22 protein-coding genes and 1 riboswitch are annotated in these 25,434 nt (G+C 73.6%); of the genes, 10 read left to right on the top strand and 12 right to left on the bottom strand.

Features of this window, described 5'->3' with window-relative positions; translation table 11 throughout:
* Positions 1 to 24 precede the first annotated feature (24 nt).
* The 6 genes from O7613_RS23055 to O7613_RS23030 are packed head-to-tail and all read right to left on the bottom strand — an operon-like array spanning position 25 to position 6,356.
* Entirely contained in the window at positions 25 to 651 is a 627-nt protein-coding gene (locus tag O7613_RS23055; RefSeq protein WP_282289945.1) for a hypothetical protein, read from the bottom strand.
* 44 nt (positions 652 to 695) lie between these two features.
* On the bottom strand, positions 696 to 1,457 hold the full coding sequence (locus tag O7613_RS23050; protein ID WP_281586380.1) for an ATP/GTP-binding protein: 762 nt from the start codon (positions 1,455 to 1,457) through the stop codon (positions 696 to 698).
* Positions 1,435 to 1,887, bottom strand: a complete 453-nt coding sequence (locus tag O7613_RS23045) for a DUF742 domain-containing protein (protein ID WP_281586381.1) — start codon at positions 1,885 to 1,887, stop codon at positions 1,435 to 1,437. Before O7613_RS23045 ends, O7613_RS23050 begins: the two co-directional genes overlap by 23 nt.
* Positions 1,884 to 2,348, bottom strand: a complete 465-nt coding sequence (locus tag O7613_RS23040) for a roadblock/LC7 domain-containing protein (protein WP_281586382.1) — start codon at positions 2,346 to 2,348, stop codon at positions 1,884 to 1,886. Before O7613_RS23040 ends, O7613_RS23045 begins: the two co-directional genes overlap by 4 nt.
* A complete protein-coding gene (locus O7613_RS23035; protein WP_282289943.1) occupies positions 2,345 to 5,194 on the bottom strand; it encodes a nitrate- and nitrite sensing domain-containing protein in 2,850 nt (949 codons plus the stop codon). The genes O7613_RS23040 and O7613_RS23035 overlap by 4 nt, the downstream gene beginning before the upstream one ends.
* On the bottom strand, positions 5,181 to 6,356 hold the full coding sequence (locus tag O7613_RS23030; RefSeq protein ID WP_282289941.1) for a hypothetical protein: 1,176 nt from the start codon (positions 6,354 to 6,356) through the stop codon (positions 5,181 to 5,183). Before O7613_RS23030 ends, O7613_RS23035 begins: the two co-directional genes overlap by 14 nt.
* A 381-nt stretch (positions 6,357 to 6,737) precedes the next feature.
* On the opposite strand from O7613_RS23030, the gene O7613_RS23025 reads away from it, so the two are divergent.
* The 3 genes from O7613_RS23025 to O7613_RS23015 all read left to right on the top strand — a co-directional run bounded on the left by O7613_RS23025 (position 6,738) and on the right by O7613_RS23015 (position 11,120).
* Complete coding sequence (locus O7613_RS23025; protein WP_282289939.1) at positions 6,738 to 9,608, top strand: alpha/beta fold hydrolase; 2,871 nt, start codon at positions 6,738 to 6,740, stop codon at positions 9,606 to 9,608.
* Positions 9,608 to 10,492 carry an ABC transporter permease subunit gene (locus O7613_RS23020; protein WP_282289937.1) on the top strand — a complete coding sequence of 295 codons (885 nt, stop codon included), beginning with the start codon at positions 9,608 to 9,610 and terminating at the stop codon, positions 10,490 to 10,492. Before O7613_RS23025 ends, O7613_RS23020 begins: the two co-directional genes overlap by 1 nt.
* A 178-nt stretch (positions 10,493 to 10,670) precedes the next feature.
* A complete protein-coding gene (locus O7613_RS23015) occupies positions 10,671 to 11,120 on the top strand; it encodes a DoxX family protein (RefSeq protein WP_282289935.1) in 450 nt (149 codons plus the stop codon).
* Positions 11,121 to 11,157: 37 nt separating this feature from the next.
* On the opposite strand, the gene O7613_RS23010 is transcribed toward O7613_RS23015, so the two are convergent.
* Both O7613_RS23010 and O7613_RS23005 read right to left on the bottom strand, forming a co-directional pair.
* Complete coding sequence (locus O7613_RS23010; RefSeq protein WP_282289933.1) at positions 11,158 to 11,430, bottom strand: hypothetical protein; 273 nt, start codon at positions 11,428 to 11,430, stop codon at positions 11,158 to 11,160.
* On the bottom strand, positions 11,427 to 11,969 hold the full coding sequence (locus tag O7613_RS23005; protein WP_282289932.1) for a hypothetical protein: 543 nt from the start codon (positions 11,967 to 11,969) through the stop codon (positions 11,427 to 11,429). Before O7613_RS23005 ends, O7613_RS23010 begins: the two co-directional genes overlap by 4 nt.
* A gap of 205 nt (positions 11,970 to 12,174) precedes the next feature.
* On the opposite strand from O7613_RS23005, the gene O7613_RS23000 reads away from it, so the two are divergent.
* Positions 12,175 to 12,414 (top strand): GntR family transcriptional regulator, encoded by a 240-nt coding sequence (locus O7613_RS23000; RefSeq protein WP_282289930.1) that lies wholly within the window; start codon positions 12,175 to 12,177, stop codon positions 12,412 to 12,414.
* 550 nt (positions 12,415 to 12,964) lie between these two features.
* On the opposite strand, the gene O7613_RS22995 is transcribed toward O7613_RS23000, so the two are convergent.
* The gene (locus O7613_RS22995; RefSeq protein ID WP_282289929.1) at positions 12,965 to 13,594 is read right to left on the bottom strand and encodes a DUF4232 domain-containing protein; all 630 of its coding nucleotides are present in this window, start codon (positions 13,592 to 13,594) and stop codon (positions 12,965 to 12,967) included.
* Positions 13,595 to 13,685: 91 nt separating this feature from the next.
* Positions 13,686 to 13,819: riboswitch (SAM riboswitch) on the top strand.
* 12 nt (positions 13,820 to 13,831) lie between these two features.
* On the opposite strand from O7613_RS22995, the gene thrC reads away from it, so the two are divergent.
* The 3 genes from thrC to paaN all read left to right on the top strand — a co-directional run bounded on the left by thrC (position 13,832) and on the right by paaN (position 18,189).
* Entirely contained in the window at positions 13,832 to 15,121 is a 1,290-nt protein-coding gene (gene thrC, locus O7613_RS22990) for a threonine synthase (protein WP_282289927.1), read from the top strand.
* 106 nt (positions 15,122 to 15,227) lie between these two features.
* Complete coding sequence (locus tag O7613_RS22985) at positions 15,228 to 16,463, top strand: GNAT family N-acetyltransferase (protein ID WP_348775384.1); 1,236 nt, start codon at positions 15,228 to 15,230, stop codon at positions 16,461 to 16,463.
* 52 nt (positions 16,464 to 16,515) lie between these two features.
* Positions 16,516 to 18,189 carry a phenylacetic acid degradation protein PaaN gene (gene paaN, locus O7613_RS22980; RefSeq protein ID WP_281586393.1) on the top strand — a complete coding sequence of 558 codons (1,674 nt, stop codon included), beginning with the start codon at positions 16,516 to 16,518 and terminating at the stop codon, positions 18,187 to 18,189.
* Between the two features lie 64 nt (positions 18,190 to 18,253).
* Here the strand turns inward: paaN and O7613_RS22975 are convergent, their stop codons facing one another.
* Positions 18,254 to 18,769 (bottom strand): GNAT family N-acetyltransferase, encoded by a 516-nt coding sequence (locus O7613_RS22975; protein ID WP_281586394.1) that lies wholly within the window; start codon positions 18,767 to 18,769, stop codon positions 18,254 to 18,256.
* Between the two features lie 222 nt (positions 18,770 to 18,991).
* On the opposite strand from O7613_RS22975, the gene O7613_RS22970 reads away from it, so the two are divergent.
* The 3 genes from O7613_RS22970 (at position 18,992) to groL (ending at position 22,614) form a co-directional block, all read left to right on the top strand.
* On the top strand, positions 18,992 to 19,192 hold the full coding sequence (locus O7613_RS22970; protein ID WP_281586395.1) for a cold-shock protein: 201 nt from the start codon (positions 18,992 to 18,994) through the stop codon (positions 19,190 to 19,192).
* A gap of 112 nt (positions 19,193 to 19,304) precedes the next feature.
* Positions 19,305 to 20,717: a hypothetical protein gene (locus O7613_RS22965; protein WP_282289924.1), complete on the top strand. Its 1,413-nt coding sequence runs from the start codon at positions 19,305 to 19,307 to the stop codon at positions 20,715 to 20,717.
* A 274-nt stretch (positions 20,718 to 20,991) separates the two neighbouring features.
* Positions 20,992 to 22,614 (top strand): chaperonin GroEL, encoded by a 1,623-nt coding sequence (groL, locus tag O7613_RS22960; protein ID WP_281586397.1) that lies wholly within the window; start codon positions 20,992 to 20,994, stop codon positions 22,612 to 22,614.
* A gap of 68 nt (positions 22,615 to 22,682) precedes the next feature.
* On the opposite strand, the gene O7613_RS22955 is transcribed toward groL, so the two are convergent.
* Positions 22,683 to 22,889 carry a hypothetical protein gene (locus tag O7613_RS22955; protein WP_281586398.1) on the bottom strand — a complete coding sequence of 69 codons (207 nt, stop codon included), beginning with the start codon at positions 22,887 to 22,889 and terminating at the stop codon, positions 22,683 to 22,685.
* 61 nt (positions 22,890 to 22,950) lie between these two features.
* Complete coding sequence (locus tag O7613_RS22950; protein WP_282294598.1) at positions 22,951 to 25,404, bottom strand: S8 family serine peptidase; 2,454 nt, start codon at positions 25,402 to 25,404, stop codon at positions 22,951 to 22,953.
* Positions 25,405 to 25,434: the final 30 nt, after the last annotated feature.

Raw genomic sequence — 25,434 nt, 5'->3', positions numbered from 1 at the left:
CGGTCCGGCTCGCCGTCGCCCTCGTCAGTGGGGGTCGAGGTTCTCCAGCAGTGACGGGTCGCGCCGGATCATCTCGGCGAGCCGGGCGGCCGGGTCGGTACCGACCGGGTCGTGCCCGGGGTCGACCACCGTCTTCACCGACATCGGCCAGGCCGGCGGCGGCTTCGGCGCGGGCACCGGACCCACCGTGACCGTCGGTCCGGCCCAGGAGACCCGTAACGGGTACGCCTGGTTGCCCCGCTCCACCCGGACCGTCACGGCGAGCCCCGGGTGATCGGCGACGACCCGCCGGAGCGCCTCGGCGACCTCCTCGACCGGGTCCCGCCGGGGCGGCGGTGGCGTCTCCCCGCCGCGCAGCCGGTACGCGCCGTGCCCGGCCCGAGGGTCGGTCGGTTCGACCATGTTCGGCCCGGTGGCGTAGGGCTCGGCGAGGTCGGGCCCGGCGCCGTAGGGCTCGGCGAGGTCAGGCCCGGTGGCGTAGGGCCCGACCAGGTCCGGCCCGGTGAGGTCGGGTCCGGCAAGGTCCGGCCCGGTGAGGGCCACGCCCCGGTTTGCCCCCTCGGCCGGCTCCCCGGGCAGCGGGGCCCGGCGGCGCTGCGCCTCCTCGCGCCGGGCCAGCCGGGCCAGTGTCTCGTCCAGATCACCTCTCATCGCGTCCACCCCTTCGATGACCACGGACCGAACCGACGGATGGTTCAGCGTTCCCGGGACCGGGTCGCCCGGTCAAGCGCCCGATCCAGGACGACCAGCAGGGCGTCCCGTACGGAGAGCCGGTCCCGGGCGTCGAACTGCACGAGCGGCACGTGCTCGGCGATCGCCAGCGCCCACCGGATCGACGGCAGGTCCAGGGCCAACCGCCCGTCGAACGCGTTGACGCCAACGGCGAACGGCAGCCCGGCCCGTTCGAAGAAGTCGATCGCCGGATAGCAGTCGTCGAGCCGGGCGCTGTCCACCACCACAAGCGCGCCGAGCGCGCCCCGGGCCAGGTCGTCCCACATGAAACCGAACCGGGCCTGACCTGGCGTACCGAAGAGGTAGAGCTTCAGGCTGCGGTCGATGGTCACGGAGCCGAAGTCCATGGCGACCGTGGTGGTGGTCTTGCCGGCCACCCCGCCCGGATCGTCGACGCCGATCCCGGCGGTGGTCATCTCCGCCTCGGTGGTCAGCGGAGCGATCTCGGAGATCGCGCCGACCGTGGTGGTCTTGCCGACCCCGAAGCCGCCCGCGATGAGGATCTTCACCGGGATCGGCGGGCGGGGCGCGGGTACCCGGCTGACGATCGGGGCCGGTTCCCCGGGCGTGCCCGGCGGCCGGTAGGGCAGTGGTGGTCCGGCCGGTGGGGGCGGTGTGGCCCGGCCGATCAGTGGGGCAGGGTTGCCGTAGCGGGCGGGGGCGCTGTTCGCGGCCGGCCCGCCCTGGGCGGCCGCCCGCCAGTCAGGAGATCGCACGAAGTCCATCAATCACTCGCAGGATGAGGTCGGGATCGAGGGCGTCGTCGCCGTCCGCGACGTGCACGTCGAGGTGGCCGGCGGCGCGTAGGTCACCGACCAGCACCCGGGTCACCCCGAACTGCATCCGGGTCCGGGCGGAGATCTCGGCCACCGACACCGGCTCGACGCAGATCGCGACGATCGCGGCCAGTTCCGGGGCCAGTCGGGCGGTCACCGCCCACGAGACGCTGCCGGGCCGGGCGGTCACCTGGGTCTCCAGGCTGATCGCCGGGTCGCCGTCCACCCGGCCGGCGGTGAGCACGAACGGCCGTAGGCCGGACGGCTCCCCGTCGTCGGCGTCCGTGCTCGGCGTCGGCCGGGTGGACGCACGCAGGAAGGGGCGGATCCGGACGCCGTGTTCCGGCTCCGGATCCTCGTCGGCGGCCCCCGGGATCATTGCTGAACGGCGTTCTTCAGCTCGGCGATCAGGCGGGGGCTCAGCGCACCGCCGGCACGGCCGGCGAAGAGCGTCATCTCGTACGCCACGGTGCCCAGGTTGGCGGTCCGGTCGGCGACCACGCCGAGGACCGAGCCGCTGCTGATCGCGCTGATCAGCAGGTAGCCCTCGGCCATGTCGACGATGACCCGGTTGAGCCCGCCCAGCGCGTACCAGCTGGCGGCGCCGCCGGCGAGGCTGGTCATACCGGAGACCACGGCGGCGAGCCGCTCCGCGTTGGACCGGTCCTTGATCGCGGACATGGCCATCAGGAGTCCGTCCGAGGAGACCGCGATCGCCTCCATCACCCCCGCCGTGCTGGAGGTGAACGAGTCGAGCAACCAGTTGAAGGTGCGCGCCTCGGGGCTGAGGTCGCCGTTGATGCTCTGTTCGACGTTGTCGTGCAGGAACGGGCTGGTCACCGTGATGGATCCTCTTCGTAGCGTCGGTCGGGACTCACTTCGCGCAGAGCACGGGCGACGCCCGCCTCGAATTCGGTGATGAGGTTTCGGACCTCGACGGGGTCGCCGGGGTCGGAGCTGGCCGGGGGCGCGGGCGCCACCGCCGAGACGGACAGGTTCGCGCCGGGTACCCGCCGGCTGAGCCGGGGTCGCTCCGGTGTCGCTTCGGCCGGCGTGATGTCGTCCTCGGCCCGGCGTACCCCGTCCTGGAACGCCTCCACCAGGGCGCGGACCGTGGCCGGGTCGTCCGGGACGCCGATCAGCGGCCCGATCACCGGCCCGGCCGGTGCGGCCGGCGGGCCGGCCGGCAGGTTCGCGCCGGGGACCCGTTTCCGGATCGGTCGGGTCCCGGGCGGCCCGGCCGGACCCGCCGCGCTCGACGGCCGCGCGGCGGACGGCCGTTCGGCCGGCGGGACCGGTGATCCGCCCGGCGGGAATCCGGCGGGCGGCGGCGACGTCGGCCGGGCCGGGCCGGCGGGTGCCGTCGGGCGGGCCGGGCCGGCGGACGGCGTCGTGAAAGCGGGGCCGGCGGGCGGGGGCGCGAAGGCGGGGCCGGCGGGCGGGGGCGCGAAGGCGGGACCGGCGGGCGGCGGCGCGAAGGCGGGGCCGGTCGTCGGCCCGGCGGCCGGGGGAGCGGCCGGGGTCGGGCCGACGACCGGTGTCGGCGGAGTGGTGCCCGCGGGGAGCGCGGCCGGGCCGGCGGGCAGCGTGGTGGGTGGCGCGGTCGCCGCGGTGCCGAGCGGGCCGGTCGTTTCCGGATCGTCGGCGGGCTCGCCGAAGGCGTTCCACGAGTCGCCGCTGGTGATGCTGCGGGTGGCCCGGCTCAGCAGCTCCGCGTCGAAGCCGACCAGGTCGGCGGACGCCGGCGGGACGCCGGCCGCGCGACCCGAGCGAGCGGGTTGCGGACGCCGCTCGCCGGCCGGCACGACGGCCCGGGCCACGGCCGCGTCGGCCGGCTCCGGCCGGCGGACCACGAGCGAGGCGGCCGGGATCTCCACGCCGGCCGTGACGCCGCCGCCGAGCGTCGCCGTCAGCCGTACGTTCCAGCCGTGCCGGCGGGCCAACCGGCCCACCACGAAGAGCCCCAACACCTCGGTCGGCGCGAGGTCGAGCCGTTCCCGCCGGGTGAGCCGGGCGTTCTCCTCGACGAGCCGTTCCTCGGTGAGGCCGATGCCGTGGTCCACCACGAGCAGCCGGGCGCCTACACCGGTCAGCTCGCCGGAGACCACGACGCGGGTGTGCGGGGGTGAGAAGGCGGTCGCGTTCTCCATCAGCTCGGCCAGCGCCAGCACCAGGTCGCCGGCGATCGCGGGCGCCGCGGAGACACCGGGCGGCACCTGCACGTCGACCCGGGTGTAGTCCTCGATCTCGCCGAGCGCGAGCCGGACCACGTCGGCCAGCGGAACCGGCGCCACGTGATCGTCCGAGCCGGTGGCGCCGGAGAGCACCACCAGGCTGCCCGCGTTGCGGCGCAGCCGGCTGGAGATGTGGTCCAGCCGGTAGAGGTGCTCCAGCCGGCCCGGGTCGGCCTCCTGCCGTTCCAGCCGGTCGATGAGCGCGATCTGGCGGCCGACCAGGTTCTGCGTACGCCGGCCGACGTGGCCGAACATCTGCGCCACGTTGCGCCGGCCGGCAACCTGCCGCTCGACCAGCCGGGCGGCGGTGTGCTGCACCCGGTCGAACGCGCGGGCCAGGTCGCCGATCTCGTCCCGGGCGTCGACGTCCACCGGGTCGAGGCGCACCGGCGGCACCGACTCGGTCTCGTCGTCGGCGACCCGGGTCAGCTCCGCCTCGGCGACCCGGGCGACGCGCTCGGCGGACTTGGTGAGCCGGCTCAGCGGCCGGGACACGGTCCGGGCGACGGTCATGCTCAGCAGCACCACCAGGAGAAGGATCACGGCCGCCGCCACGGCGACCAGCCAGGCCGCGGTCAGCGCCTCCCGCTCCTCGGTGCGGGTCTCCGCGATCACGTCCGCGACGATCTTCTTCTCCACGAACTGGCCCAGTGTGATCATCGAGCGGACCGAGGGGAAGAGCGTGTCCAGCGGCACCCGTGCGATCGAAAGGACCGGATCCTGCGCGCTGTCCTGCAGGAAGGTCTGGTTGGTCCGGGCGGCCACCGCCGCGTCGTCGAGCAGCGCCAGCTGCAACTGCTCCGGCGTGATCAGTTTGCGGAACCGCTCGTTGTCCACGTTGAGCGTCGCGACGCAGGCGATGTAGGAGGCGGAAATCGTCGGGTCACCGTTCGCGCGGACCAGGACGATCTGGGTGGCGCACGAGCTCAGCGCCTCGTCGGTGTGCAGCAGCGCGTCCAGTGCGAGCACCTGCCGCCCGGCCGACGAGTCGGTGTCCACCCGGAACGGCAGCCGAAGCGACTCGATCAGCGCCAGGTCGACCCGGGAGAACGTGTTCAAGATCTGTGCCGGGATGGCCCGTCCGTCGAGCGTTGCGGCACGGACGTCGGCGAGCTCGCGTACCCCCTCGATCGCCTCGCTGACCGGCGTCGGCAGCGGTTCGGCGCGCAGGTCGGCGACCCGGTCGTCGACGGTGGCGGACTTCTGGAGCAGCTCGGTGCGGCTGACCCGACCGAGCAGCAGCCCGATCGAGAGCAGTCGTTCCTGCTGGAGGTCCTGGACCAGGCTGCCGATCCGGCTGGCGACGCGTACGGTCTCGGCGGTGTCTGCGGCCCGCTGCGCGGCGGCCACCCGATCGACCACCACCGGCACGGCCAGCCCGACCATGCTCAGCAGCGGAATGATCACCAGCAGGGCGAGCTTGCCCCGGATCCGCAGCCTAGTGAGCAGCATCGAAGGGCCTCCACCGCTCGGCCTCGGGAGCCGTACCGGCCCGGACGGGCAGGCGGTCGGCGTCCCGGACAGGTAGGCGGTCGGCGTCCCGGGCGGGGGACGGTGGGTCCGGGCGGACCGCCGGGGGCCGCGCGGCCTCGGCATGCGTCGGGCGCTTGTCGGCGGGGCGGCGCCGGAACAGCGTCACGGCCAGCCCCACCAGCAGCGCGGTCGCCACCCCGGCCGCGACCCGGGCCAGCAACCGGTCCCGGTCGAGTGCGTCCAGCCGCTTCGTCAGCAGCGCGTCGAGCTGGTCGAGGATGACGGTGCGGAGCTGCTTGGCGGCGGCCTGGGCGCTGATCCCGGCGGCGGTGAGCTGCTGGGGATTCGGCGCGGCCTGCCCGCCGCCCGCCGCGGTGAACGCTTCGAGGGACCGCTGATAGGTGTCCAACGGGGTGAGCACGTTGGCACCCAGGTCGGCGCTCTCCGTGCTGTCCACCGCCGCGCGGAGGTCGGCGACCAGGTCGTTGGCCGGGCCGAACGCGGCCACCCGGAGTTCGGCCAGCTCGATGCCGGTCTTCGTCCGCTCGGCTGCGGGTCGGGTGGCGGCCAGCCGGACCAGGTCGGCGAGCCGGCCGGCGAGCACCGTCGCGGTGGGCAGGGCCCCGCCGATGCCGTCCTGGAGGAAGAACGTGTCCGACTGCGGGTCGCGGATCAGGCCGGAGCTTTCCCGAACCTTCCGGTAGAGGGCGAGCAGCAGGTCGGCGGCCTCGCCGTACGCCTGGTAGGCCGCCTCCGGATCGGTGAGTTCGCGCTCCGGCATCCCGTCCAGCTTCGCCCGCAGCCCGGCCCAGCGGTCGTGGCTGCGCAGCTCGTCGCCGACGGCGTCGTCCACGCTCGCCACCTCTTCGATGGCGGCGCTGAGCGCGGCGCGGGAGGCCGGCGCCTGGGCGACGGCCGTGGACTGGACCTCCACCAGCGAGTCGGTGAGCGGCCCGAGGGCGCGCAGGTAGCGGACGCCGAGTCGTTCCCGGGCGGCCAGGTCGTGGTCGTCCGCGGTGTTCCCCTCGGCGAGCGCGAAGAGCAGGCCGAGCGGGGCGACCAGCACCAGCGCCAGCAGCAGGGGCAGGACGCGGCCCGGCACGGAGGGCCGCCGACGGACCCGCGGCGCGGGGACGGTCATGGTGTCTCTCCTCCGGCGACGGCGACGGCGGGGCGATCGGTGCCGCGGGAGGTCGCCGTGAGCAGTCCCGTGCACCGGACCGGAAAATTAGTCGAACCGGGCGTGGCTGGAACCGTGGTCACGGAGTCGGCTTCACGTCAGTTCGTCCTCGGGTGACCGATAGTAAGTTGTGGCCACACGCAGCGTCGGATCAGGCCGCCGAGACGTGGCATCGACGACGGTTTGCAACCGTAGATGTGATTTCACGGGATGCGAATACATCCCGCTGGGATGCTCTGGACCTGCTGCGGACGACGGCCGGTACGCACCGAACGGCGCAGTCGAATGGACGTACGGCGGATCTCAGGGAACGCTCAGCGGACGGCCCGTACCGTGTGCCACATGAGATCACCGCTGCCCGTCGCACGGGTCCGGCGTGCCCTGTCCGGCCACCCGCGCCGGCTCGTCGCCGCCGTGGTGGTGGTAGTCCTCGTCGCCGCCGCCCTGGTCTGGGTGGCCCGGCCGCAGGGCCCGGACTTCCGGACCGAGCCGGCCCTGGTGACCGTCCGCTCGGGACCGGACGGGGACGAGCCGGTCGACCTGGACACCACGCTCTACCTGCCCGACGACGCCTCCGGCGACAACCGGGTGCCGGCGGTGCTGCTGGCGCACGGCTTCGGCGGCACCAAGGAGTCGGTCCGCTCGGACGCGGAGGACCTGGTCGCCCGCGGCTACGCCGTGCTCACCTGGACCGCCCGCGGCTTCGGTCGCAGCGGCGGCCAGATCCACCTGGACAGTCCCGACTACGAGGTGCGGGACGCGCAGCGGCTGCTGGACCGGCTCGCCGCCCGTCCGGAGATCCGCCTCGACGCGGCCGGCGACCCGCGGGTCGGCGTGGTCGGCGGCTCGTACGGCGGCGGTTTGGCCCTGCTGCTGGCCGCGCAGGACCGCCGGGTCGACGCGATCGTCCCGATGATCACCTGGAACGACCTGTCCCGGGCGTTCCTGCCGGAGAACACCGGCAAACCGCCCACCGAGGGCGTGTTCAAGAAGGGCTGGGCCGGCATCTTCTTCGGCGGCGGCGGCAACGCCGGCTCGGGCCCGGCCGGGCTGTCCGGCGCCACCGCCGCCGCGCCGGAGGGCGCGCCCGCCTCGGCCGGGCCGGCGAGCCCGCAGCCGGGCGCCGGACCGGGCAGTGGCTCCGGCCGGGCGCCTGGTGGCGCCGCCGACCCGTCCTGCGGCCGGTTCGCCGCCGACGTCTGCGCCGCGTACCTGCGCATCGCCACCACCGGCCGGGCCGACGCCGCCGCGGTCGAGCTGCTGCGCCGCTCGTCGCCGGCCCCGGCGCTGAACCGGATCAAGGCCCCCACCCTGCTGGTGCAGGGCGAGGCGGACACGCTCTTCCCGCTCACCGAGGCGGACGCCAACGCGCGCGGCATCGCCGCGGCCGGCACCCCGGTCCGGGTCGCCTGGTTCACCGGCGGCCACGACGGCGGCGCCGGGCCGACCTCCGACTCCGACCGGGTGAAGTTCCTGACCGCGCAGTGGCTCGACCACTACGTCAAGGGCGAGGGGGCGGCACCGGGCGACTCCTTCACGTTCTCCCGGATCGCCGGGTTCGACGCGCTCGACCGGGGTCTGGTGGCCACCGGCTACCGCACCGACGACTACCCGGGCGTGACCGGGCAGGAGCGTCGCGACGTGGCGCTCACCGGCCCGGCCCAGCCGGTCGCCGTACCGCCGAACGGCAACCCGGCGGCCATCTCCACGATCCCGTTCGCCGGCGCGCTCGGCTCGCTGCTGGACGGCGTGGCCGGCGACATCCCCGGCCAGCACGCGCGCTTCGAGTCGGCGCCGCTCGACGACCCGGTCGACGTGGTGGGCGCACCGACCGTACGGATCCGGGCCGCCTCGGCGACCGGCGAGGCGGTGCTCTTCGTCAAGCTCTACGACGTCGACCCGCAGGGCGCGGCCACGCTCCCCGACGGCCTGGTCGCGCCGGTCCGGCTGACCGGCCTGCCGGCCAGCCTCGACGCCGCGACGCCGGTGACGGTCACGCTGCCGGCGATCGTCCGCCGGGTCGAGGCCGGGCACCGGCTGCGGCTCGTGGTGGCGACGTCGGACCAGGCGTACGCCACGCCTGCCGAACCGGCCGTGCACACCGTGGCGCTCGGCGACGGCCCGCTGGTGCTGCCCACCGTGGACGCCGCGCCGATCCCCACCTCGGCCGCGATCTGGCGCTGGGTGCTTGTCGGCCTGCTCGCCGCGATCGCGGTCGGGCTCGTCGTGGTCGTCCTGCTCGCCCGCCGCCGGCAACGCCGCCAGGACCGCTCCGTGCACCCGGAGTACGCGGGCGTGCCGCTCGCCGTGCGCAACCTGCGCAAGGAGTACGCGGACGGCTTCGTCGCCGTTTCCGAGGTGGACTTCGAGGTGCACCCCGGCCAGGTGGTCGGCCTGCTCGGGCCGAACGGCGCCGGCAAGACCACCACGCTGCGGGTGCTGATGGGGCTGACCCAGCCCACCGCCGGGGAGATCTACGTGTTCGGGCACCGGCTGGTGCCCGGTTCGCCGGTGCTCTCCCGGATCGGCGCGCTCGTCGAGGGGCCGGGTTTCCTGCCGCACCTGTCCGGGCTGGACAACCTGAAGGCGTACTGGCGGGCGACCGGCCGGCCGTGGGCGGACGCGCACTTCGACGAGGCGCTGGAGATCGCCGGCCTGGGTGACTCGGTGCACCGGCGGACGAAGAAGTACAGCCACGGCATGCGGCAGCGGCTCGCCATCGCCCAGGCCATGCTCGGCCTGCCCGAGCTGCTGGTGCTCGACGAGCCGACGGACGGGCTCGACCCGCCGCAGATCGCCGAGATGCGCCGGGTGCTCCAGCGCTACGCCACGGACGGCCGGGCGGTGCTGGTCTCCAGCCACCTGCTGGCCGAGGTGGAGCAGACCTGCACCCACGCGGTGGTGGTGAACAAGGGGCGGATCGTGGCGTCCGGCCCGGTCGGGGAGATCGTCGGTGAGTCGCCGAGCGTGCTGTTCGAGGTGAGCGACCCGGATGCCGCGCGTACCGTGCTCGACCGGCTCGACGGTGTGCGGGTGCTGCCCGACGACGACGGTGGGCTGGTGGTCGACACGAACGGCACCGCACGCAGCGAGGTGGTGGCCGAGCTGGTCCGGGCCGGCATCGGGGTGGACCGGGTGGTGCCCCGGCGTCGCCTGGAGGACGCGTTCCTCGCCCTGGTCGGCGAGAACTCTCGGGGAAGCGGTGACCGGTGATGGCGGGTTCTCAGGTGGCGTCGAAGGGCAGTGGTGGGGCGGCGGTCGGTTACCGGCCGTCGGCCACGCTGCCGTTCGGGGCGGAGTTCCGGCGGCAGGCGTCGCGTCGGCGTACCCAGTTGGCGCTGGGGTTCATGGTGCTGCTGCCGCTGATCATCCTGATCGCGTTCCAGTTCGACTCCGGGAACGACGACGGCGGCGGGCGGGGCGAGTTCGCCAGCCTGGCCGACCTGGCCACCGCGGGCGGGCTCAACTTCACCCTGTTCTCGATCCTGGTGTCGGCGTCGTTCCTGTTGGTCGTGGTGGTGGCGCTGTTCTTCGGTGACACGGTGGCCAGCGAGGCGAGCTGGGGCAGCCTGCGCTACCTGCTGGCCGTGCCGGTGCCCCGGGCGCGGCTGCTCGCGGTGAAGCTGGTGGTCGCGCTCGCGTACTCCGGGTTGGCGTTGCTGCTGCTCGCGGGCACCGCGCTGCTCGCCGGCACGCTGCGGTACGGCTGGGAGCCGCTGAGCAGTCAGGTCTCCGCCGAGCTGGCCCCGGCCGACGGGTTGCTCCGGTTGCTCGGGGTGCTCGGTTATCTGGCGGTGGTGCTGCTCGTGGTGGCCGGGCTGGCGTTCCTGCTGTCGGTGACCACCGATGCCGCGCTCGGCGCGGTCGGCGGTGCGGTGCTGCTCTGGATCCTGTCCAGCATCCTCGACCAGATCACCGCGCTGGGCGGGCTGCGCGACCTGCTGCCGACCCACTACAGCAGCGCCTGGCTGGGGTTGTTGTCTACGCCGACGCAGACCGACGACGTGGTGCGGGGCGCGATCTCGGCGATCGTCTACGCGACGTTGTTCTGGGGGCTCGCCTTCTGGCGGTTCACCCGCAAGGACATCACCAGCTGAAGTGCAAGGCGGGGGCCCCTCTTAACGCTTCCGGTAGAGGAAGGGGCCCCGCTTAACGTCTCAAGCCCATATCATGGGAGCGTTCCCATGAGATTGTCCCGCCAGCAAGGAATTGATTAACTTCTATTCCTGAGCCCGCCATCCTGGACGTCGCCACATATCGCCCAGGAGGTATCCCATGGTTCCCACGCACTTGAAGGGCCCCGTGCTCTCCCTGTTCCGCATCGTCGTCGGCCTGCTCTTCATGCTCCACGGCGCGGCGTCGATCTTCGGCATACTCGGCGGCAACCCGGTCACCGGCGAGGCGATCCCGGTCGGCACCTGGCCCGGCTGGTGGGCAGCGCTGATCCAGTTGGTCTGCGGCGCGCTGGTGCTCGTCGGCCTGGGCACCCGCCCGGCCGCGCTCCTCGCCTCCGGCTCGATGGCGTACGCGTACTTCGTGGTGCACCAGCCGCACGGCCTGCTGCCCATCCGCAACGGCGGGGAGGCGGCCGCGATGTTCTGCTGGTCGTTCCTGCTGGTCGCGGTGCTCGGCCCGGGCACCTGGGCGCTCGACGCCCTGCTGGCCCGCCGCCGCGCGGCAACGTCGGAGGCTCCTTCGCCCTCCCGCGCCTCCGTCCCCGCCTGAACCCCGCGCATTCGCGATCTTGGTACGAGGCTGCCCCTCAGGGGACGGTCCCGTACCAAGATTCAGCCCGGCACCCGCCGGGGTGGGACGCGGGGAGCTGGCAGCGGCGGGGGAGTGGGCCGGGGAGGCGGGCGTCGCACCAGACCGGGGTACGCGCAGACTGTCGGTCCTCCTCGGACAGCGTCGTCTCGCCGAAGTCGACGGCGAGCACGTGACCGAGTGAGCGACGCAGCGCCATGGCCAGGGCGGCGGCCTCGTCGATGCTGGTCAGCGTGGTGGGCAGGTGGATGATCCAGTGCGGATCGGTCATCGCGGCCCACCCATGCCGGACAATCCACAGGTGTACGTCGACAGCGCGTCAACGGCCGCCGTCAGGCTCTCCGCCATCAGGGCGAGTTGTTCGGCGGCGCGCCGCCACTGCCGGACGGCGTCAGCGGCGGCCGGGTGGTCATCCGGGGCGGCGTCGAGGAGTTGGCGCCCGGCGACGGTGACCCGATCGGGGAGCCGGCCGATCCGGTCGGCGGTCGCGCCCAGCCGGCTCCGCACGCCGTCCAGCGCCTCGACCAACCCGCCGACGGTGACGGTCTCCCGGTGGTCGGCGGCCACACGGAGCCGGCGTACCCCGTCGCTGATCTGGGACTCCGCGTCCCCGGCCAGGTCCAGGGCGTCCTCGCCGCTGCGCCGGGCCAGCTTGATCGCGGGATGCGCGCACCCCGCTCCGACGCGTTCCAGCAGCACGGTGGCGGCGGCCACCGCGAGGTACGTCTCCCGCAGTTCGCCGGCCACCTGCTCGACAGCCCAGATCGCGCTGGCGGCGGTCACCTCCGGATTCGTCTCCGCCTCCGTCACATCGGGTCTCCTTCGCTAGTGAGGTGCCGGGGCGGCGCACTGGTGCCGTCGAAGACGTGCGCTGCCCCGGCTGGGGGGATCGACCAGTGCCTAGCTGGGCGTTCCTTCGGGAAGCTTTACCGATAATACTGGTAAAGTCAACGATGCGCTTGAAGTGTCTCCCGGCTTCGTGATCAGATGGGCATGCCTAGCTGGGAGCACTCGCATGTCCACACCGCGCAGATTCGAGCCGCACTACCGCAGGATCATCGCCGACATCAGGAGGCGCATCGCCGAAGGCGAGTGGCCGCCCGGTCACAAGCTGCCGTCCACCAAGGAGTTGGCGGATCTGTACGAGGTGGGCAGCCAGTCGACCGTCCGGCAGTCCATCACGATCCTGATCGAGACCGGCGAGTTGTACGGCCACCAAGGTCTCGGCGTGTTCGTTCCGGACGCCAACAAGTAGCCCGGCCGCCTTCGTCGTTGCTCCCGGTCGGGGCGTCTTCGTCCGTGAGGTGGGCGGATAGCTGCGCATCGTCGATCTAGGAGTTGTGGCACCCCACAAAAGGCGCATAATCCGCGAGCCTTGGTGCCACAAGTCCATGATCGGTGCCACCGATAGAGATCTTTGGAAGCGAAGTGCCCCTCCAGGGGCCCTTTCCTTCCAAGTCACCTGGTCTCGTCGGGACGCCGCGCAGGCGTGAAAACGGGCAACCGGCCGCACGGTGGCCTACTCTCCGGCCGGGTCTCGTGCGAGGAAGCGTGGGCGGTGATCGTTTGGCCATGATCAACACCAGTTCGGTGAAGTGGGGGCATCGCCGGTGGTCGGATACCGCCACATCACCGAACTGGCGTCCGGCCTACCGACGTCTCCCGAGCACCGCGGGCATCAAGACGGCCAAACGGGTGCAAGCTGAGTCTGTTTACCGGTCAGATCGCTTGGATCCCGGAGTGCGAGACTGCGCGCCCGCCATGTGGGGGCAGGGCGGCGGGCCGCCGTCAAGGTCAACTCGCTGTCAGAGCGGGTTGATCGGGGCGTCGGCGGTGGACGGCGGGCCGCTCGGCTCGGCCGGTTCCGTGGTCACCTCGGGGTCGCGGCGCTTCCAGGCGCTGACCCCCAGCCGGCCGGTGTTGCCCAGGTCGATCGGACCGTCCAGCGCGACCGGGTACGCCGGCCGGCCGCTGACCGGGGCGACGTCGAGCTGCCTGCCCTCGGTCGCCACCACTGTCGCGTCGGTGACGGTGTTGCGCCAGAGCAACGCCGCGCCGGCCCGCTCGCCGGGGCGCAGCACGACCCGGGTGGGTGGGGCGTCGAAGCCGGAGGTGATCCCGGTGGCGCCGGGGACGATCCGGACCGTGATCCGGTCCCCGTCGGCGTCCCGGAGGCGGACCGCCGGATAGCCGCGCAACTCGTACGGCTGATCTCCGCAGTTGACCAGGTCCAGGCCCATGGCCCGCAGCCCCATCGCGGCGCTCACCCCGGTTTCGGTGATCCGGATGCCCTCCGGGGTGCACGACGGGGTGGGCGAGGCGGTGGGGGCGGTCGGCTGCGGGGGCAGCGGGTCGATCGGCGCCGGTGCCCGGGTGCAGGCCGCCACTAGCGTCAGCGCCGCGAGAAGACCGGTGCCGGCTGCCGCGTTCCGCATCCGGTGATCATGCCACCCGTGTGGCCCACTGCGTGGGACCCCCGGGTGGCAGCTCCGTGAGCAGCGCATAGACTCGGCGGCACAACTGCATACCTCATCCAGAGGGGCTGAGGGATACGGCCCGACGACGCCCCGGCAACCACCCGCCACGCTCGACGACGAGCGACCGCGGGCAGGTGCCAATTCCGTCCCCGCCGCACCCGGCGATGCGGGGAAAGATGAGAGGAACCTCTCGGCATGACGTCGACCCTTCCCGCCGTCTCCGGCATCGACACCACCCGCAGCCCGGCCCGCGCCCTGGTCTGTCGCGCCTGTTCCGCGCGCTACCCGCTGGCCGCGCAGCACGCCTGCTACGAGTGTTTCGGCCCGCTTGAGGTCGACTACGACACCGCCGCCCTGGCCACCGTCACCCGGGCGCAGATCGAATCCGGCCCGAACAGCATCTGGCGCTACGCCGCCCTGCTGCCGGCCGGCCAGGACCCGGCCACCCGGGTCACCCTCGACCCGGGTCTGACCCCGCTCGTGGCCGCCGGCAACCTCGCCGCCGAGCTGGGGCTCACCGGCCCGCTCTGGGTCAAGGACGACAGCGCCAACCCCACCCACTCGTTCAAGGACCGTGTCGTGTCGGTGGCGCTCACCGCCGCCCGCGCGCTCGGCTTCACCCGCTACGCCTGCGCGTCCACCGGCAACCTGGCCAACTCGGTCGCCGCGCACGCGGCCCGGGCCGGCGTGCCGTCGGTGGTCTTCATCCCCAGTGACCTGGAGCAGGGCAAGGTCGTCACCACCGCGGTCTACGGCGGTGACCTGGTCGCGATCGACGGCTCGTACGACGACGTGAACCGGCTCTGCGGCGAGCTGGTGGAGACCGACGAGTTCGAGGACACCGCGTTCGTCAACGTGAACGTCCGGCCGTTCTACGCGGAGGGCTCCAAGACGCTCGGGTACGAGGTGGCCGAGCAGCTCGGCTGGCGCATCCCGGCGCAGGTGGTCATCCCGATGGCCAGCGGCGAGCTGCTCACCAAGATCGACAAGGCGTTCACCGAGCTGGTGGAGATCGGCCTGGTGGAGGCGCCGGCCGGTGGCTGGACGGTGTTCGGCGCCCAGTCCGCCGGCTGCAACCCGATCGCCACCGCGCTGCACGACGACCGCGACACCATCGTCCCGGTCAAGCCCACAGGCATCGCCAAGTCGCTGAACATCGGCGACCCGGCCGCCGGGGTGTACGCGCTGGAGGCGGTCCGCCGCACCGGCGGCTGGATGGAGTACGCCGACGACGACGAGATCCGCGCCGGCATCCGACTGCTGGCCCGGACCACTGGCGTGTTCGCCGAGACCGCGGGCGGCGTGACGGTGGCGGTGCTGCGCAAGCTGGTGGAGTCCGGCAAGCTCGACCCGACCGCCGAGACGGTGGTCTTCAACACCGGCGAGGGCTTGAAGACCCTCGACGCCGTGGCTGCCGCCGCCGGCCCCACGCACCGCATCAAGCCCAGCCTCCGCGCCGCCCGCGACGCCGGCCTCCTCTCCTGACCTCCTGACCCGTCCGACAAGGCGTTGATCAAGGAGTAGGCGTCAGCGGCAGTGGCCGATCCGGACGCGAACTCCTTGGTCAACTTGCCGCAGCGGGTGACGGGGGATGTGCGGGGAGTGGCAGAAAACCACCCCCGAGGACTTGACGGCAGGAACCGGACGGCGCAAGATGCTCGGTGCGGGAGGGCATCCGCCGGAGACTTTTCGAAGTTTTGCGACCCAACGCCGGAGGCGTTGTGCGGACGTCCCTCCCGACCAACCTCGGACAGGGCCAGCGGAAATCCGCTGGCCCTGTCGCCGTTCCCGGGCCAGGATCGCCGCCATGGGCCTGACCGTCACCCCGCTCGATCCCGCCGACCGACCCACGCTCGACGCGGCGTACCGGATCGCGGAGGCGGCCCGCGCCGTCGACGAACCGGACCTGCCGCCGACCTGCCGGCGGCGGTTCGAGGCACTGCTGCGGCACCCGATGCCCGGCATCGACGGGCGCTGGGCCGTCGCCCGCCTCGACGGGGTGCCCCTCGGCTGGCTCCGGCTGCACCTGCACACGCTGGAGAACACCGAGAACGCCAGCGTCGAGCTGGTGGTCGACCCGGCCCACCGCCGTCGCGGGATCGGGCGGGTGCTGCACGAACACGGCATGCGCCTGCTGCGGGAGCACGGCGGCAAGCGGCTTGTCGGCTCCACCGCCGCCGCGCTGCCCGGCCAGGAAGAGCGGGAATTCCCGGGCGCGGCGTTCGCCGCCGCCATGGGCGCGAAGGCGGCGAACGCCGACGTCCGCCGCCGGCTCGACGTGACCGCGCTCGACCGGTCCCGGCTGGCCACGCTGTCGGCCGAGGCCCGCGCGGCGGCCACCGGCTACCGGACGGTGCACTGGCGCGACCATGTGCCCGAGGAGTACGCCTCGGACGTCGCCCACCTGGAGGGCCGGCTGCTGCTCGACGCGCCCATGGGGGAGCTGGCATGGGAACAGCAGAAGATGGACGCGCAGCGGAAGCGGGGCGTGGAGCGGGCGCTCGACGCCCGGGGCGTGCGCCGCTACAACACCGGCGCGGTGCACGAGGCGTCCGGCCGGCTCGTCGGCTGGAGCCAGCTCAGCCTCGACGCCAGCAGCACCGAGCACGCCTGGCAGCAGATCACCATCGTCGACTCCGGCCACCGCGGCCACCGGCTCGGCCTGCTCTGCAAGACCACCAACCTGGCGTACGCGCTGGGCCACGAACCGGCGCTGCGAAACGTCGACACCTGGAACGCCGCCGCCAACGCCCACATGATCGCGATCAACGAACAGCTCGGTTTCCGCCCGGCGGCCGGCTCCGTCGACTGGCAGTTGACCATCTGAGTTGTGACACGCCCCTACTGATCTGGTGCCTTTCTGTTGCATGATGGCGGGCATGACGGAGACCCCGCACCCCCTGTACGACAGGCACGCCGAAACCCTCGACCGGGCGCTGACCGCGATCACGGAGCGCGGGTACTGGTCCGCCTATCCCGAGTCGCCCAGCCCCCGGGTGTACGGCGAGACCGCAGCCGCCGACGGCAAGGCCGCCTTCGAGGCGTACCTGGGTGGCGACTTCCCGCTCGACCAGGCCGCTGACGGCACCACCGTCGCCACCGAGGCCAGCCCGTTCGGGGTGTCGCTGGACGTGCGCTACCCGCACGCCGGCGCCGACGAACTGGTGGCCGCCGCCACCGCCGCGCTCCCGGCCTGGCGCGACGCCGGCCCGAAGGCCCGGGCCGGGGTCTGCCTGGAGATCCTCGACCGCCTCCACCGGAACATCTTCGAGCTGGCCAACGCCGTGCAGTTCACGAGCGGCCAGGCGTTCGTGATGGCGTTCCAGGCCGGCGGCGCGCACGCGCTGGACCGCGCCCTGGAGGCGGTCGCCTACGCGTACGCCGAGATGACCCGCCACCCGGGGACGGCCGGCTGGGAGAAGGCCGCCGGCAAGGGCGACCCGCTGCGGATGACCAAGACGTTCCACGTGGTGCCGCGCGGGGTGGCGCTCGTCATCGGCTGCAACACGTTCCCGACCTGGAACTCGTACCCCGGGTTGTTCGCCTCGCTCGTCACCGGCAACCCGGTGCTGGTGAAGCCGCACCCGCGGGCCGTGCTGCCACTGGCGATCACCGTGCGGTACGCCCGCCAGGTGCTCGCCGAGGCCGGCTTCGACCCGAACCTGGTGCAGCTCGCCCCCGAGGCCGCAGGCGAGAAGCTCGCCTCGACGCTGGCCCTGCACCCGGCCGTCAAGATCGTCGACTTCACCGGCTCCACCGAGTACGGCGACTGGCTGGAGGCGAACGCCCGGCAGGCCGCCGTCTACACCGAGAAGGCCGGCCTGAACACGGTGGTGATCGACTCCACCGACGACTTCGCCGGGCTCTGCCGCAACCTCGGCTTCACGCTGACGCTCTACAGCGGTCAGATGTGCACCACCTCGCAGAACCTGCTGATCCCGCGCGACGGCATCGACACCGACCAGGGGCACAAGAGTTTCGACGAGGTGGCCGCCGGCATCGCCGGCGCGGTCGGCAAGCTGACCGCCGACCCGGCCCGCGGTGTCGAGCTGACCGGCGCGATCGTCAACGACGGGGTGCTGGAGCGCCTCGACGAGATCGCCAAGGTCGGTGAGCCGGTGCTGGAGTCCCGCACCGTCGAGCACCCGTCCTTCCCGGGCGCCGTGGTGCGTACGCCGACCGTGGTCAAGCTGGACGCCGGCGACACCGCGACCTACGGGCGGGAGTGGTTCGGGCCGATCTCGTTCGCCATCGCGACCGACTCGACCGAGCACAGCCTGCGCATCCTGCGCGAGACGGTGGGGGAGAAGGGCGCGTTGACCGCGGCCGTCTACTCCACCGACGAGGCGGTGCTGGACGCGGCCGAGGCGGCGGCGGTCGACGCCGGGGTGCACCTGTCCTGCAACCTGACCGGCGGCGTCTTCGTCAACCAGTCGGCGGCGTTCTCCGACTTCCACGGCTCGGGCGCGAACCCCGCGGCGAACTCCGCCCTGACCGACGGCGCATACGTGGCAAACCGCTTCCGCGTCGTGCAGTCACGCCGCCACGCGTGAAAGGCGGGGCCCCTGCTTAACGCATTCGGTAGAGGAGGGGCCCCCTTTTAACACTCCACCGGGGTCAGGCCGGGCGACGCATCTGGAGTTCGCGCAGGGTGGGGATGCGCGGGTGCGGGACGCGTACCCCGGTGTCGGTGAAGCCCAGCTTCTGGTAGGCCCGGCAGGCACGGTCGTTGCCGACCACCACCTCCATCATCAGCTCGGGCCGCCCGCACGCCCGGGACCAGGCCGCCACCTCGTCCACGAGCGCGGCGAGCAGCCCGGTGCCCCGCCGGGCCGGGGTCACGTAGACCGCGTAGACGAGCGTCAGGCCCGGCTCGTCCGGCGCGGCCGTGCCGCCGGCGTGGCCGACGAGGCGACCGCCCGGGTCGGCGACGAACTGGGCGGTGTGATCGCCCCGGGAGACCGCCGCGACCCGGGCCGCGAAGTCCGCGTGCGGCCGGGCGGCGGCCTCGGCGACGGTCTCCAGGAAGGCCAGCGGGGCGTCGGCAAGCATCTCCAGCCGGAGCGCCCGCATCCGGGCGGCGTCCTCCGGGCGGATCCGGCGGACCGTGGTCGGGGCGGGCGCGCTGGTCATGCCGCATACATACCGGACCGGTCCGGTGATGGCGCCGCCGGGTGCCCGGCGCGGTCCGGAATGCGCCCGATTTGTGGTCGTGCGCGGTCGTCACTCCTCGTGTAGCGTGCGATTTCGGTCACCGATTCAGCGGCCGTCGCCGATCGCCGAAACGGTGCGCCGCCGGTGCCGGTCCGCCGGTCTCCGGGTCTTGGGACGCCGCGCAGAGTGAGGAAGTGCACCGTGGCACAGGGCACCGTGAAGTGGTTCAACGCCGAAAAGGGCTACGGCTTCATCGCCGTCGACGGCGGGCAGGATGTCTTCGTCCACTTCTCCGCGATCGAGATGGACGGCTACAAGGCGCTTGAGGACGGCCAGCGGGTCGAGTTCGAGATCGCCCAGGGGCAGAAGGGTCCGCAGGCCGAGCGCGTTCACGTCATCTGATCATCGGCGGTCGCCCTCGCGCGGCCGAACCACCCCCCGACCGGGGCTGCGGTGCGGCTCCGCACCGTGGAAGATCATGAGCCGTTCCAGCCGTCGCCGCTGAGGAGGGCCCATGTCCGAGCTGCCCCCGTCGGGTGCCGAACCGGTGCCCCCGGTCGACCCGACCCGGCCCCCGTCGCCGCCCGCCGACCCATGGGCCCCCGCCGACCCGTGGTCCGGCCCGGCCGCCGACCAGCCCGGCCCGGTCGCCGCCGACCAGCCCGGCTCGTACCCGGCCGTGCCACACCAGCCCGGGTACGGCCTGCCCTCGGGCTCCGGGCCGCAGGGCACCCCGCCGGGCTGGCCTGCACCGCAGGGCACCGCGCCCTCGGGCTTCGCGCCGGACGGCGCTCCGTCTGGCTGGTCCGCGCCGCAGGGCGCTCCGCCCGGGTGGTCCGCGCCGCAGGGCGCTCCGCCCGGGTGGTCCGCGCCGCAGGGCGCTCCGTCTGGCTGGTCCGCGCCGCAGGGCGCTCCGTCCGGCTGGTCCGCGCCGGACGGCTGGCACTGGCCGGCGGCCGGGGCGCCCGGTTCGGCGTACCCCGGTCACCCGATGCCCGGTTCGGCGTACCCCGGTCACCCGATGCCCGGGGCGGCGTACCCCGCGTGGCCGATGCCCGGCGGTCATCCCGGCTGGTATCCCGGTCTCGACCCGCAGGACCCGCTTGTCACCCCGCCGCACGCGGGCGTGGGGGGTTGGTTCGCGCGGTGTGCCGGCGCGGTCCGGCGGGGCTGGCGGCACCTGGTGCCGATCATGCTGCTCACCCAGGCCGTACCGGCTGCGGTGATCTCCGTCGTCTCGCTGTTCCTCGTCCCCACCGATCAGATGGCGGCCGGTCCGGACGGCGCGCCGGTGCTGCCGGACGGTTACCTGGAGCAGACGCTCGCGTTCTACGGCGTGGTGCTGCTGGCCACCCTGGTCTTCGGCCCGCTCCAGGCTGTCGGCTGGGCCGCCGGAACCTGGGTGGTCGCGCGGCAGGCGGCCGGTGCGCCGGTGGGTCTGGGCGGCGCGTTCCGGTACGGGGCGCGCCGCGCGCTCGGTCTCTGGGGCTGGACGATCGTCGCCTCGCTGCTGATCACGTTCGGCGCCTGCTTCTGTCTGCTGCCGGGCGTGTACGCCGGGTTCGCGGTCGCGTTGTTCGGGCCGGTCCACCTGTTCGAGCGGCAGGATCCGATCGGCCGGTCGTGGCGGTTGTTCCATCGGAGCTTCGGCATGGTGCTGGGCCGGGTGGCGCTCGTGGCGTGCGCGCTGCTCGCGGCGGCGGTGCTGGACGTCGTGGTGGGCGCGGTGAGCGGCGCGGTGTTCGGTGCCGATCCGACGACCGCGCCGGGCACCACGGTCGGGGCGGTGGCGCTGGCCGTGGTGGGTGCCGCGCTCGCCGCGCCGGCCTACCTGGCGCAGCTCGTCGGGCTGGTCGTCGCGTACGCCGAGCAGCGGGCGCAGGAAGGCCCGGTGAACGCGGCCCGGCTGGCGGCGGAACTCGGCTGACCGGCGCTGTCGTGCTTGCACTCGGCTAGGGAGAGTGCTAAACAAGTCATTGGCACTCGCGTACGGTGAGTGCCAATGGTCGGGGCGGTAGGGCCACGGCCGCACCGGTGTCCGAAGGGGCGCCGGAGTGGCACGGGGCCGGTCGTCGCGGGCTGTCCGGCCCGACCGAGGAGGACGTCGTCGTCGCCAGGTGGCGACGTCCCCAAGGTGCGTACACCAGACGGCCCACCCGGGCATCCGGGTGGCCCGTGAGTGTCCAGGAGGACAACGCCGTATGGCCAAGATGATCGCGTTCGACGAAGAGGCGCGCCGCGGCCTCGAGCGGGGCATGAACCAGCTCGCCGACGCCGTGAAGGTGACGCTCGGCCCGAGGGGCCGCAACGTCGTGCTCGAGAAGAAGTGGGGTGCCCCCACCATCACCAACGATGGTGTGAGCATCGCCAAGGAGATCGAGCTCGAGGACCCGTACGAGAAGATCGGCGCCGAGCTGGTCAAGGAGGTCGCGAAGAAGACCGACGACGTTGCCGGTGACGGCACGACGACGGCGACCGTCCTGGCCCAGGCTCTCGTCCGTGAGGGCCTGCGCAACGTGGCCGCCGGCGCCAACCCGATGGCCCTGAAGCGGGGCATCGAGGCCGCCGTCTCCAGCGTCTCGGAGGAGCTGCTCAAGCTCGCCAAGGACGTGGAGACCAAGGAGCAGATCGCCTCCACCGCCTCCATCTCCGCCGCTGACCCCAGCGTCGGTGAGATCATCGCCGAGGCGATGGACAAGGTGGGCAAGGAAGGCGTCATCACCGTCGAGGAGAGCAACACCTTCGGCCTGGAGCTTGAGCTCACCGAGGGCATGCGCTTCGACAAGGGCTACATCTCCGCCTACTTCATGACCGACCCGGAGCGTATGGAGGCCGTCTTCGACGACCCCTACATCCTGATCGTCAACAGCAAGATCTCGTCGGTGAAGGACCTGCTCCCGATCCTGGAGAAGGTCATGCAGTCGGGCAAGCCGCTGCTGATCATCGCCGAGGACCTGGAGGGCGAGGCCCTGGCCACCCTGGTGGTCAACAAGGTCCGGGGCACCTTCAAGTCGGTCGCCGTCAAGGCGCCGGGCTTCGGTGACCGCCGCAAGGCCATGCTGACCGACATCGCCATCCTCACCGGTGGCCAGGTCATCAGCGAGGAGGTCGGCCTCAAGCTGGACGCCGTCAACCTCGACATGCTGGGCCACGCCCGTAAGGTCGTGGTGACCAAGGACGAGACCACCATCGTCGACGGCGCCGGTGACGCCGACCAGATCCAGGGTCGGGTCAACCAGATCCGGGCCGAGATCGACAAGAGCGACTCCGACTACGACCGGGAGAAGCTGCAGGAGCGTCTGGCCAAGCTGGCCGGCGGTGTTGCGGTGATCAAGGTCGGCGCGGCCACCGAGGTCGAGCTGAAGGAGCGCAAGCACCGCATCGAGGACGCCGTCCGCAACGCGAAGGCCGCCGTCGAGGAGGGCATCGTCCCGGGTGGTGGCGTCGCGCTGGTGCAGGCCGGCAAGACCGCCTTCGACAAGCTGGACCTGGCCGGCGACGAGGCGACCGGCGCGCAGATCGTCAAGATCGCGCTGGACGCCCCGCTGCGGCAGATCGCCGTCAACGCCGGCCTCGAGGGTGGCGTCGTCGTCGAGCGGGTGCGCAACCTCGACCCGGGTCACGGCCTCAACGCCGCGTCCGGCGAGTACGTGGACCTGCTGGCCGCGGGCATCATCGACCCGGCCAAGGTGACCCGTTCCGCACTGCAGAACGCCGCCTCGATCGCCGCGCTGTTCCTCACCACCGAGGCCGTCGTGGCGGACAAGCCGGAGAAGACCCCGGCCGCCCCGGCCGGCCCGGGTGGCGGGGAGATGGACTTCTGAGTCCAGCTTCACCAGTACGCCGAGAAGGGGCGGGCCGCGTCAGCGGTCCGCCCCTTCCGCGTACGCGCTCAGGTGGGCAGCGGGCGTTGGTTGCGTCGCTTGTGCGCCCGGTCGTAGGGCGGCAGCAGCCGCCTGGGCTCGTCCACCGGCTGCCGTGACTCCTCCTCGGCCGGCTGGTCGGCGGCGGCCTGCTCGGCGTCGCCGAGGTCGAGTCGATCGGCGATCCGCTCCCCGGTCGGTGCGAAGTCGTCGGTCCGTTCGTCATCCGTGGTCATGCGCCGCCTCCTCTGCTCCTCGACGGTAGGGCCGATCGGTCACCAGGGCGGCCGAACGGCGTTATGCCCCATTTCGGGCTGCCTGCACCGCCGCGTACGCATCGACCAGGCCCGCGCCGACCGTGTCCCGGGTGCCGCCGCACGTCCCGCCGGCCGGCACCGTGGCCGGGGTGGCGGTCTCGGTGAGGATCCGCCGGGTCCGGTCCAGGTCCCCGATCAGCGCCGGGTTCGCCGACCACATCAGCGCCACCACACCCGCCACCTGCGGCGTCGCCATCGAGGTGCCGTCGAGGGTGGCGTACCCACCGCCGGGGAACGCCGACGGCACGGCCGCGCCGGGCGCCACCAGGTCGGGTTTCGCGACGCCCCCGGTCGGGCCCCGGCTGGAGAACTCGGTGAGCCGGCGGGAACGGTCGACCGCGCCGACCGTGAGCACGTCCGGGTACGGCGCCGGCGGGTCGTTGAGCGAACCGCAGGACGGGCCCTCGTTGCCGGCGGCGGCCACCACCAGGATGCCGGCGGCGGCGAGCGCGGCGGTCGCCGGACGCAGCGCACCCGCGTCGCACCCCTCCAGCGGCGGGCAGCCCCACGAGTTGGTGAGCACGTCCGGCGCGCGTTGCGGCCGACCGTCGGTGAACGGGTCACCGCCGGGCGGGAACGGGGCCAGCATGAACTGGAGGCAGTCGAGATAGCGGGCCGGGTTACCGAGGTTGCGGTCCAGGTTGACGCAGCCGACCCAGCTCGCTCCCGGGGCCACCCCGATCCCGCCGCGCCCCACCGCGCTGCCGAGCGTGTGGGTGCCGTGGCCGCCCCGGTCGGCCGGCGCGCGGCGGTGCTCCCACGGGTCGTACCAGGAGTCGTCGCCGCCCCGGAAACCGGCGGCAAGCGCCGGGTGCCCCCCGTCCACGCCGGAGTCCGAGCTGCCCACCACCACGCCGGCGCCGGTGACGCCCAGCTCCGACCAGACCCGGTCCGCGCCGATCAGCGACACGTTCCAGGTCGGGCCGGTCGGCGCCGGAGTGTCGCCGCGGGCCGGCGGCGCCGCCGCGGGCAGCGGGCGCGGACGCTGGTCCACGAGGACCCGGGCCACCTCGGGGCGGCCGGAGAGCCAGGCCCGCACCGCCGGGCCGCCGTCCGTCTCGATCGCGTTGACCAGGTAGTAGGGCGTCGGGTCGAGACGCAACCGGGTAAGCGTGCGGCGCAGGTCGCCCTGGGTGCGCTCGGCGGTCGCCACCAACCGCCGGTAGACCTCGGCGGCCCGGGCGTCCCGACCGGCCCGACCGGGCCCGCCGGCCGGGAGGCCGCTCAGGTCGGCCTGCTCGCGCAGCACCACGAACAGCCGTTCGCCGTACAGCCCCGGCTGGCCGGGCACCACGTACACCACCGCCACGGCGGCCAGCAGGGCCCCGGCGGCCAGCCCGGCCACGCCCCGCCGGGGAGCGCGGGCGTGGGGGCGGGCGAGCAGCACGCCGTACCCGACGGCGAGCAGGACCGCGACGGCGAACGCGGCGCCGGTGCCGACCGCGACCCAGAACGGCACGTCGCGGCCGGTGGCCAACAGCAGGCTGATCTCCTCCGGGTCGGTGAACGCCAGCGGACCGGCCAACGCCAGGCCGACCAGCCAGCGCACCGGGGCCGGCCCGGCCGACCGGCCGGCGTGCCGGGCCGCGGCCTCCAGCGCGCCGAGCACGAAGCCGAGCGGCGGCAGCAGGACCAGGCCCGGCAACTGGGCGCCGGACTGCCCGGCGCCGGCCGCCAGCAGCGCCAGCGTGACCCCGGCGACCAGGCCGCCGACGAGCACCAGCCGGGCCGGCCGGACCGTGGTCCCACCGGCGAGCCCGGCCCAGAACCGGGGGCCGAGCAGCACCCCCGCCAGCACGCCGAGCGCGGCGGCGGCCAGCGCGGCGAGCAGCGTCTCCAACGCCCCACCCAGCGCGCCCACCCAGGTCCAGGGCAGCAGCGCGGCCAGCCCGGCGGCGATCGCCAGCAGCGCCACCGCGCCGGGCCGCCGGCCGCCGCGGGTCTCACCCTCCGCATCCGAACCCGGGGGTACGCCGGGCGGCGCGTCCGGCGGGACCGGCCGGCGGCGGGCGAGCCGGTCGACGGCGAGCGCGAGCAGCACGGCGGTGACCGCCAGCGCGGCCAGGTACGCCTCGTGGTGCACCGGCGGCAGCGTCCGCAGCAGCGTCGCCGCGCCGAGCGCGACCGCGCCGCCGGTCCACGCCCGCCCGGCCGCCCGCACCGCCGGGGAGCGGGGGGCCAGCGCCAGCGCCAGCGCGGGCCCGCCGACGAGCAGCATGGTGACCACGGCCACCACCGGCCAGGTCGCCACCGCCCGGTCCATCCCGAGCGCCAGCAGCACCTGGTCGACAAGCCAGCCGGTGACCTGGCCGGGCACGGTGACGAGCACCGCCCAGACGCCGGTCGCCGCCGCCGCCACGACCGGCCACGGCCCGGTCTCGCGCGGCGGTGGCGGGGGTACGGGAACAGCGGGCGGGCCGGTCAGCATGGTCATCACGGTACGGCCGGGACGTGTCGTCATGGC

Source organism: Micromonospora sp. WMMD975 (genome assembly GCF_029581215.1).
In the GTDB taxonomy this organism is placed as follows: domain Bacteria; phylum Actinomycetota; class Actinomycetes; order Mycobacteriales; family Micromonosporaceae; genus Micromonospora.
Note: the sequence above shows the minus strand (reverse complement) of the source record. Positions and strands in the feature narration are given on the sequence as shown.

What these genes read in the sequence shown, in the direction of transcription:
- groL (WP_281586397.1), top strand. Translation starts at nt 20,992, where the DNA reads ATGGCCAAGATGATCGCGTTCGACGAAGAGGCGCGCCGCGGCCTCGAG.
- O7613_RS22985 (WP_348775384.1), top strand. Translation starts at nt 15,228, where the DNA reads ATGTGCGGGGAGTGGCAGAAAACCACCCCCGAGGACTTGACGGCAGGA.
- O7613_RS23010 (WP_282289933.1), bottom strand. Translation starts at nt 11,430, where the DNA reads ATGACCGATCCGCACTGGATCATCCACCTGCCCACCACGCTGACCAGC.
- O7613_RS22975 (WP_281586394.1), bottom strand. Translation starts at nt 18,769, where the DNA reads ATGACCAGCGCGCCCGCCCCGACCACGGTCCGCCGGATCCGCCCGGAG.
- O7613_RS22955 (WP_281586398.1), bottom strand. Translation starts at nt 22,889, where the DNA reads ATGACCACGGATGACGAACGGACCGACGACTTCGCACCGACCGGGGAG.
- O7613_RS23050 (WP_281586380.1), bottom strand. Translation starts at nt 1,457, where the DNA reads ATGGACTTCGTGCGATCTCCTGACTGGCGGGCGGCCGCCCAGGGCGGG.
- O7613_RS23025 (WP_282289939.1), top strand. Translation starts at nt 6,738, where the DNA reads ATGAGATCACCGCTGCCCGTCGCACGGGTCCGGCGTGCCCTGTCCGGC.
- O7613_RS23020 (WP_282289937.1), top strand. Translation starts at nt 9,608, where the DNA reads ATGGCGGGTTCTCAGGTGGCGTCGAAGGGCAGTGGTGGGGCGGCGGTC.
- paaN (WP_281586393.1), top strand. Translation starts at nt 16,516, where the DNA reads ATGACGGAGACCCCGCACCCCCTGTACGACAGGCACGCCGAAACCCTC.
- O7613_RS22965 (WP_282289924.1), top strand. Translation starts at nt 19,305, where the DNA reads ATGTCCGAGCTGCCCCCGTCGGGTGCCGAACCGGTGCCCCCGGTCGAC.
- O7613_RS23035 (WP_282289943.1), bottom strand. Translation starts at nt 5,194, where the DNA reads ATGCTGCTCACTAGGCTGCGGATCCGGGGCAAGCTCGCCCTGCTGGTG.
- O7613_RS22995 (WP_282289929.1), bottom strand. Translation starts at nt 13,594, where the DNA reads ATGCGGAACGCGGCAGCCGGCACCGGTCTTCTCGCGGCGCTGACGCTA.
- O7613_RS23000 (WP_282289930.1), top strand. Translation starts at nt 12,175, where the DNA reads ATGTCCACACCGCGCAGATTCGAGCCGCACTACCGCAGGATCATCGCC.
- O7613_RS23030 (WP_282289941.1), bottom strand. Translation starts at nt 6,356, where the DNA reads ATGACCGTCCCCGCGCCGCGGGTCCGTCGGCGGCCCTCCGTGCCGGGC.
- O7613_RS23055 (WP_282289945.1), bottom strand. Translation starts at nt 651, where the DNA reads ATGAGAGGTGATCTGGACGAGACACTGGCCCGGCTGGCCCGGCGCGAG.
- thrC (WP_282289927.1), top strand. Translation starts at nt 13,832, where the DNA reads ATGACGTCGACCCTTCCCGCCGTCTCCGGCATCGACACCACCCGCAGC.
- O7613_RS23045 (WP_281586381.1), bottom strand. Translation starts at nt 1,887, where the DNA reads ATGATCCCGGGGGCCGCCGACGAGGATCCGGAGCCGGAACACGGCGTC.
- O7613_RS23015 (WP_282289935.1), top strand. Translation starts at nt 10,671, where the DNA reads ATGGTTCCCACGCACTTGAAGGGCCCCGTGCTCTCCCTGTTCCGCATC.
- O7613_RS22950 (WP_282294598.1), bottom strand. Translation starts at nt 25,404, where the DNA reads ATGACCATGCTGACCGGCCCGCCCGCTGTTCCCGTACCCCCGCCACCG.